This window comes from Gilliamella sp. Choc6-1 (genome assembly GCF_001690385.1).
In the GTDB taxonomy this organism is placed as follows: domain Bacteria; phylum Pseudomonadota; class Gammaproteobacteria; order Enterobacterales; family Orbaceae; genus Gilliamella; species Gilliamella apicola_A.
The window spans coordinates 1-10398 of sequence record NZ_LZHI01000010.1 but is presented as its reverse complement, the minus strand read 5'-3'; the positions used below and the strand labels follow the sequence as shown (position 1 = coordinate 10398).

At 35.7% G+C, this 10398-nt stretch carries 2 protein-coding genes; both read right to left on the bottom strand.

Annotated features, from left to right (window positions below; translation table 11 throughout):
• On the bottom strand, positions 1 to 8873 hold an 8873-nt coding region (locus A9G36_RS00370; protein WP_141670592.1), incomplete at its 3' end, for an SdrD B-like domain-containing protein.
• Positions 8873 to 10398, bottom strand: a 1526-nt coding sequence (locus A9G36_RS10075) for a hypothetical protein (RefSeq protein WP_176701000.1), incomplete at its 5' end; no start/stop codon positions are given. The genes A9G36_RS00370 and A9G36_RS10075, both read right to left, overlap by 1 nt.

The following is a 10398-nucleotide window of genomic DNA, read 5'->3' as shown; positions in this document are numbered from 1 at the left end:
CCGCCGATATCCGTATACTTTTCAAAGAATGGAACTTTTTCATATAACGGACTGTTGCTATCTGAACTAACAACACCATCATTATATTCACCGTAAAGAACCCGAATATTATGGGTGATGCTGTTGCCGTCATGGCTACCTATCGCTAAGTTACGGAAACTGAACTTACCTTCATTATCAGTTGTTGATAACATCGGTTTGCCCGCTTTATCCATAACATGTTTTTCATTGCTATCTAATAAATAGACATTTACTCCCGATAACCCTGGATAGTTAGCCAGCCCTATTAAGCCTGTGCCAGCACTGTCTTCAACTAACTTACCTTCGATAACTCCACCATTGATATAACCAAAGTTTTGGTCAGTTAAATTACCTACTACTTCCACAGTTGCCATATCCACTGTTTGTGGTGTTTTTAACGAGCCATCAGCATTATGATGCGCATCATCCGGGTCAAAACTTGCCGTTAAGGTAGTCGGTACACCACTGACAACGATATTCCACTTACCTGGGATAATATTAGTAATATCATATTCCACAGTACCAGACACCATTGTATAGCTAAAATGGATAGCTGGGTTATTCACATTTTCAAACGTTAATGTGATAAGTTCATTGATCGGTGAATCTATAGAAGAATTATAAACACCGTCATCATCTTTATCTAAAAACACCTTACCTTTTATACCACTAGTACCGCCCCAAGCAAAACTTGCATTCTCAATGTTAGCCGTTGCACTAGCAAATGTATAAGTTTCTTTCATTTCATTATCAGTTTGGCTAGTTGTTGGAACGATATTACTATCAGTTAACATAAAACTACTAATATAGTTAACATCCGGAACGCTAACTTTCACAGTATAGAAAACTTCTGATGCCAAATTATTGAACTTATAGTTGCCTAATTCACTAACATCAGTTCCAGTACTTACCACTTCAACTGTATCGATTAAATCATCCCCAACAAACAGCTCAACTGAATAATGAGGAAATAACATATCAATACCGATATCTTGAGCAACAATGGCATTACCATCACTACTATCCATATCAATAACAACTTGTCCACTAATACTTGCTTGACCTTTCAGACCAAAATCAACGTTAGTAATCAGTGAAGAAGATTGACTGATTTCTATTTCTGCTCCATCAGTTATAGGTGTAATAGAACTGCCTTGTGGTTGAACAACATAACTATAAACATAATCTGGATTCGAAGGCAATTTAACCGTTATCTTCCACTTGCCGTCCGCAATATTGTTAATTGTATACTGACCATTAAGACCACTTATTGCTGTTAACCGAATATTAGGATTATTCACATTTTGCGCTTCTATTACCACACCATCTAAGGTGGAATGATAAGCCTGATGTACACCTTTACCAGAATAATCTTTATAGATAGTGCCTTTTAATGATCGTTGACTGATATATCCATAATCGAGATCACTAACTTGTTGATCAACAGCTATTAATGTTACTTGATCACTATTACTTGGCTGCCCACCACTTATCATAGCAGGGCTAAAGCTGAGTTGATAACTTGATCCTAACGTTTGATCATCAATAGTAATTTGATAATCATGATATGCAGTTAAATTATCAAATTCATAATGACCTGTGTTATCTGTTGTTGTTCTAATCTCAGAGCTCCCTGCTATTCCTGTTGCTTTAAGTAAAACAGGTATATCACTCAATGGTCTATCTATAGGCGCAGCATGATAATTTAATGAAACATTATCATTGATATCCATATCAACCACCACTTTACCAAAAATCTTCGCACTACCTTTTACTCCAAAGTCAACTGTTTGACCAACAGCTGAACCAGAAGCAATAGTAATATTTGTCACATCAGAATTTAAGGTAACGCCACTAACAGAATTTACATAACTCTTTTGCCAACCTTGAGGATAATTCGAGACTTTTACTTGCCACGTATCAGGTGTTAAGTTCTGTATCAAATAATTACCATTTGCATCGGATATTCCAGTAAGCGTAATGTTATTACTTTGATTGGTTGCAGTCACCGTTATTCCCGCTAAAGTTGGATAATTGGTATTATGTTCTCCTTTACCTAAAATATCCTGATAAATATGACCGCTAACGCCAACAATGCCCCGATAACCAAAATCTTGATTATCTAACTGAGTATTATCGCTATTAAAAGCAATAACAACCGAATCAGAAGCATTGTTTGTCGAAGCTTTACCTGTAGGGCTAAAACTAATGGCATAACCATTTAAATGGTTGGACGGATCGGTCACTCTAATTTTATAATTACCTTGCGCCAGATTATTAAAACTAAATTTACCATTTGAGTCAGTCTGAACCTGTACATAAATTACAGCATCATTATTTGGATCAATGAGATTGATAGTTAACCCAACTACACCTGTATCAATATTGGCTGTCAGTTGTTCATTACTATCATTATCATAAACAACCGTTCCACTTACGACACTATTACCCATCATACCTAAATCTAACTTAATCTCTGAATCGGTATTTGCATTAACACTATAGGTAATTTCACCGTTATTAACTAAGCTAGGTGTTACTAATTTTTCAACAAAGTAACTGTAGACCAAATTTCTACGAGTTGGATGTAACACGGTAACAACCCAATCACCTTCAGTAATATTTGAAAACGAGAATTCACCATTACTATCTACAGTTTGAGTATAAGTTAACACCTTGTTATTGTATTTATTCTCAACTTTAACTATTGCACCATCAAGCGGAGGATTTAATAAACTTGCCTCTTTTTTCCCACCAATATCAAAATAAACCTTGCCAGATAATGTACGGTTAATAGCATATCCAAAAGCTCTGGTTTCAGGATTAGCAACATAGCTTGTATCATTTGCCCCGCTCACATCAAATATTGCCGATTCGGATGCTGGTGTTGAGTTTGATGGACTAAACACAATTTTATAATTAGTATCGTTCACCACACTAGTTAACTTATATTTATGCTGGCTTAAGTCTGATACCTCAAAAGAACCATCAGAATTCACCACAACTTCTCTTGAAGTAAAACCAACACTATTTGTTGCAGAAGTTAAGATTAATTTTGGAGTAATTGGTGTAGAAAGTTCACTAAACGCCATATCATCATTACTATAACGATGATCACCATCTCGATCTATGACGACATAACCTGTAATTTTACTATCACCACGATATCCAATATCAATATTATTTACTGAAGGATTAGTAGTTGAAAGTGTGACATTCAAAGCCAGATGATTGGTTACAGCTTCGACAGCACCAGTACCATTATCAGTATAGCTGAGTTTATAACTACCCCAATCAGCTACATTACTTTGTGAGGTAGCTGTTGTAATAATCCACTGCCCCATTGATAGATTTTCAACACTAAAGTTACCATTAGCATCCGTTTCTACAGTAATGTCTCCTTGTTGGCTTACCGCTGTAGTTACTACTTTTTTCAAGACAAGTTTAAGGCCTTTTAAATGATCATCTACATCTGTTTTATTTTTACTATAGTCCACATCAATAGAGACATGTCCCTTAATAGTACCGGAATACTTATAACCAGTACTGCTATTAAAACTATTTTGATTTAAAGGCTCAAACTTAAATGTGTCCGCATTATCGGCAACTTGGCTAACAGGTATTAATGTAGTTGCTTCAGGTGTTTTTACCTTGATCTGATAATTTGTTCCTTTTGGCAACTTATCAAACAAATACTGACCATGTTGTGATGTACTAACACCATTAATTGCAATATCTGCTGTTGTTGTAGATTTCAATTCTTCATATTGATTCTTGCCCGGAGCCATATAAGACAAAGTAACATCAACACCATCAATTGTTTCATCAACGTCTCTAGTATTATTGTTATTTGCATCAATCCAAACATTACCACCAATTTCTTGCGTACCGACAATCATGAAATGATTATCGAAGGATCCTTGTTCAGTGAGCAGCGTAACTGGAATAACAACATCACTAGGTTGGCTACCAGCTTTACTCATCTTAAATGCATAATTAGGTATAGAACTCATTATAATTTTTACAGAATAATGAGCTGTATCCCCATACATTAGATTAGGGAAACTATAAACGCCATCAACGGATGTACGAGTCATTAACAATGTACCGTTACCATCGGATCCTTCATGTAACTCTATTGTAGCCGGCGTTGTATCAGATAATAAATGAGCAAAATGATTTAGCCGAGCAAAATCACTATTATTATCGGCAAAGTCAACATAGATTTTACCTTCAATACCGCCAATACTTGCCTTTTTATAATAGAAGTTTTTATTTTCAACACCTGAACTTTGTAAATTGATACCAGATAGTGTATCTATTGGTTGAGTGGTACCATCACTATTTTTAATAAGTGTATAGCCCTTCGGTGGATCAAGAACATTGACTTTATAATTACCATTTGGCAAATTATAAAAATGATATTTCCCGTTTGTATCGCTATATTGGCGAACAAGTTCATTACCATTTGAATCAATTAAGCTTATCAACACCCCCGCCATAGGTTCATTAGTACTAACATCTACCTCAACGAGTGTTTCGCCTGATATGCCACTTTTTATTGCTGAAGTAGAATTATTACCTGCGGCAGGATAAGGATTAGAACCTCCTGCAATTAAAAAGAATTTATTTTGCTCAGTACGCCCTTTATCATCAAAGACAATAGGCGTTAACGAACTGTTGGTATTGCCATCAGCATTAACGATTATGCCATAATCTTGTGATAACGTTTGCATATCTAGCATAACTGTATAACTATTATTTAATGGCAGATTGTTAAAACTAAAGCGCCCAAATTCATTCGTATTTACAGAGGCAAACAAACTTAAATTACCTGAAACACCTTGATACAAATTAACTTTTATATCTTTAAGTGGTAAATCTCCTGTTTTATTATAACTATATTCAGCAGTCCCATTATTATTGATATCAATCATTACAGAACCCGCAATAACTGCATCGCCATTTTTCTTATAAATAAAGTCTAAATCAGCACCTGAAGCAGTTGGTTTGCTTGGGCTGATAGTTATAACAGGAGAAGTATCAGAAGGACTTCGAAGTTCATAACGTTGATCTTCGCTTTGTGTAGGTACTTTAATGGTATAACTGTCATCATAAAGATTTTTAAAAGCATAATGACCATTATTATCTGTTAAAGTATAACTATATAACTGATTATTACGATAAAGGGCAACTTTAATGCCTGAAAGTCCTACATCCTGGTCATCGCGATTAAACTTACCATCATCGTTAAGGTCATAATAAAGCTGACCACTAATTTCAGTATTATTTTTTAGTTTGACTAACCAATATTGATTTGGCGCACTTGTCACATTAGACACTTGCATGTATTCAAGATTGTTTCTAATTTGGTTTGGTAGATAGCTTTGTAGTGGATCACTACTATTACCCACTAATTCAAACTGGCTACTATTTAGTCCTTTCAAGTGCAAAATCATATTAGTAGCATATAAACCACCGCGAGTTGAATTCGCTTTGGTATAAGCAAATTTTCCATTTGCAGATACTTGGTTATCAATGAAATCAGGCGTACTTTCAATACTACTTAACGATCCATTGTAATAGCCAGGATAAATACGCGGTGTAAAAATCCCCTCAACAGATAAATTGCCACTATTAAGGTGTTGTAAATCAGCTGCAGTCAATTCAATCGATGCATCAGTCTTCACCCCAGTTCCACTCACATCAAGATAAATTTTGCCGGAGAACACCTCATTAAACTTATCCGATACAGAAATTGCCTGTAAAAACAACTGCTTAGATGAAGGTTGATTATTATGGGTAAAATTACCACTAGAGTTTACTTCAAAATCAAATGTCCCTAGTTCTGTATTTGGATCCATATCAGCAATATCTATATAATTTTTATTAGAATCTTTATTATGAATAATGCGATATTTTCCTTCAGGTAACATTTTTAGGTTAATTGAATGGTAGTAAGTCCCTATATCGCCCCAAAACACATAACTACTTCCATTGTAATAGTAGATTTTGAAATTACCTTGCCCTGTTTCATAAGTATTTTCGCCGGCATACTGAACATCTCCATTTAAATCATTAACTGGATAACCAATAAATTCAGCTTTACCTTGCATTAAAAAGTTTTTAGTAATTGGTACACTATTCTGATTGAATTTAACAATATAAGAAGGTGCAAGCCCTTGAGTAGAGTTCGTCACCGCTGTTGTACCATGGCGAATCACTTTGACCCTATATTCTGTATTTGGAACAATACCATCATCGGTACTAGTAAATAAATAGCTACCGTCAACATTAGTTCTTTTATGTGCAATATAAAGCGGTCCTCCTATCACACAATCAGATTCAGCACCTAGACGGCAAAGTAAAACATCTGCATCGAAAAGCGGTAAATCGTTTTCATTATAAGTTTGACCAATTTCTAATTCACCATTACCTTTATAAGTATCTAGGTAGACCTGACCACGAAGAATATTGTCATTAACTTTAAGTTTATACCAAAAGTTAGTATCACGATTATAGTTTTGCCCCCCGCTAATTGTAACTTGTATAGTCGATGAACCATCACTATTGATAGTATTATTTTGGTCATTACCTTCAAAATCGACATCATCTTTCGTTATATTACTTATATTGCCATATTCTTTTTTAGCAATAACTCTATATTCCCCATCTGGCAAATTAGTAAAGTTATACCAACCATTAGAATCAGTTGCAAAATAAGTAATATCGTTCCACTTCCCTGATGGAAGTTTACGCTGTAACACCACACGATTTGAACTAATTGGCGTATCTTGTTCTGGATTATAACTGCCTATTGTACCTTTATGACTATTATTTAAATAAATGTAGCCTGAAATACTATTCGGTGTTTTTCCTCTGAAAATAATGACATCTTCAAAACCGCTATTAGGGCTAATGTTGATCAAAAAATTAGAACGCGACTCATAATCTAATTTAGTATTATCGTAGTCATCAAGAGAATAGTAATAGATCCCTGCACGATCCGTTCTTGCAGTAACCCACGATCTTGTTCCGTAAAAACCTTGGGTTTCATAAGTTGCCTTAACAGGTTGACCATCAACTACCAATGGAGTAACACCATCTTCTTCATAAAAAGATAATTTCATATAGGCACTAGCTGTTCTAGTAGATAGACCATTGATCGACGTCGCATAACTATCATGATTATTAGCAGTTTTTAAAGTCGTCGATACAATCATTCCGCCTAATGACTGATTAAATTTTGGTGAAAACCAAAAGTTTTGATTACTTATTGTATTATTAAGATTGGTAACAATAATTTCTTTACCGGCAATATTATCTTGCGTACCATTACTTAAAGTAACTCTACCTTTATGGAGGCTCCTTGATTGAGGAGATGTACTAGATGATTTACCATCAGTATCATTGATGAAAACATATTTATTAACATCAATTCCGTCTTCCATGATTGCAACTTTATAATCTTTACCTTTGGTCAAGCCTCTAAATTGATAAGATCCCGCGTTTTGATTATTAGATCTTTGTGTCACAATTTTTTTCCATGAAGTACCATCATGTTGATAAAGTATGACATCAGTTGAAAAACCTCTACTACCCTTAGTAGGTTTAGTATTTCCATTTTCTACGCCAGAATCGGCACCCGGCTGTGCCTGTTGGTTCAACGCCAGCTCAAATACATTTCCTAAAACACCTGCTAATGAATGATCTGATTGATCAACTTGAAGTAAAAAGTCAGGGCTACTAAGGTTTCCTAAAGCGGGGATTGTAATTGTTGCACTCATTGCATTTACTGGAATATAAGGCATAGCTACATTAGTTACCTTAATATCATAAGTTGCCACCGCTAGTTTTTCAAAACGAAATTTACCGTTTTCCGTTGTGGTAATTGTTTTCGTGCCTAAAACTTTTGTTGTCGTACCGGGATAATAAAGCTCAACATCCATCCCAATTGCGCCTGTATCATTTTCAGCGGAATAGATATTATCATAATTCTGATCGATTGCGACTATACCATCAACACCCCAGCGATTGAGAGCTTTAATATTAAAGGTACCACTTTGATCTACTCCATTCATTGAACTAAAATCGATAGTATCTTGGTATCTATGAGAATTATTTGGCAAAACAACATCCCATAAAATATATGTCGAAGTATCTAAGTTTATAGGACCAAATACAGCACTATTGGCATACCCTTTTAATGTGTTATTGATCTTAATATCACCATTATCATCACTTATTAATATTAGCTGCCCATTTGTGGAAACACTATTAATCAACGTAATCGGAACATCTTTAACCCCAACATTATTTTCATCCTTGACATTTAAATGGATACTTCCTCCCATACCTTGTAAAAAAAGGTTAACACCCAATTCTCCGGTTGAACTGGAAAGATTTAATGTTCGATTAATGCTTTCATTATTACTTGTACTAGCAATAACCGTATATTGCCCTAATTGCAAATTATCGAACAAATAGCTACCATCATTTTGTGTTATTGTTTGAGCTAAGCTATTTCCAGAAGCATCTTTTAATTCAACCATAATATTATTTAATGGCATATTAAAACTTTGATGATTATCGAAATCCCAGTAAACTTTACCTGATATTGTCGTAGCATTTGCTATTGATACAGCCATAAGCATAAAAATGAATGCACCCAAAATTTGGGTCAAATGTTTTAATATAGACACATAACGATAACCTTTTTTTACAGAAATCTTTCTATTTATTTCCACTGCTACATTATGCTCAGTTCGCATTATCTTCTCTCCTGATATGCGTAAATTCTTTTTAACTTGGGGAATAATTTTTCCAATTTCTATGCTTTGCCAACTGTCCATTAGAAACTCCCTACTACATTGACAAACCAACCATGTGAACGATAGTTCAAGTGTGTTAAGTTGTCGTTATAATCCGTAAAGTTATACCCCACGCCCATTTTAATATTATCGCCAATATTACGGTAAATACTCGTCACAAAGCCATCTTTATGGTCATCAGCTAAATCGGTACGTAACGTACGACCCTCTACCTGATATTCCCAATCGCCTGTCTTATAATTTAAACGCAGCGCATACAAACTCGCCCCTGATGAGTACCAGTTACTTTCATTTTTATAGCGTAAATGACCTTGCCTATGGGCTGCTTTAAATGCAGTTTCCCAGTTTGCATTCCATTCATAAACCCCTTCTAACGACCACACCCAGCTCTTTTGGTCATACAAACTTGAAGTATAGCGTTTCCCACTCGATGAGGTCGAATTCGCTATCAGCTGATCGTCCGGATCTAACCCGTAAACATAAGTCAGTTTCCCAAATAAATTCAGATTGTTTATTAATTTAGGACGATAAGCAAAACCAATCATTGATTCAGTATAGTTGCTCACCACATCATTCGATGTGTCTTTATTCCCAAAAGTTTTTGCAAAATCAAACTGTGCTAACCAACTTAAGTTTTCGCTGACAATCGTTTTCGCCCTATTGGTGGTGACCCATTGTCTTATCCGTTCACTACCTTCATCAATCCGATATTCCAGACGGTTACGAATTTGGAACCAATCATTTTTATAGCCGTAACCAGCCGCATAAACATCACGACGCGTTTCATCATGACCCGATAAACTAGTACGGTCACGATTACGGTTGTTTACACGCCCAACCGAGTAAGAGCCTTCAATAAATTGTGCTTCGGTAGGTTTATAACTGACACCATACACATCTGAAGTAGTATGATCGATTTTGCTAGTTTTGAATTGACGCTCAGAATAAAGCTCCAGCTCACTGGTCGCTTTGGTTCGACCGCCCACTACCGTGGTAATGCCTCGCCCAGAAGTAGAGTCCACATCATTTAACACTTTCGTATACAAATTAGTCTGCTCATTAACATCCCAACCTGCCTGAATACCCCCTCCAGCGCCTCGATTGGATGCAAAAATTTCCGCACCAATATTAATACTGTCGGTAATTTGTGAGTTATAACCAATTGTGGTACGGTTATCATCTGCCACATCGCCCGATTTGGCCACCGTTAATTGCTGAATAATATACCCTTTATCTCGACCATCAAAAAAACTACGCTCCAATTTAGCCGCAATTAATGCTTCATGTGTGGCGTCTTCACCATAGTTGTGGTCATTGCGGTGTTGTAATTCAAACGCTGCTGTATACACATCCCCCAATGCAGTGTAGTACTGTGCTCGAGTAAGTTTTTCAACATAGTTAGCCTTGTCTTTTTCTTGACTGTAACTCAACAACAAACCGTGTTTATCTTGCTCAAAATCATAACGTAGTTCACCACCCCACTCTTCTAAATCGCTGCTGCGTGCTTTAGCAAAATTTGAAAAGCCCTCTTGCTGTTTTGAGTAGT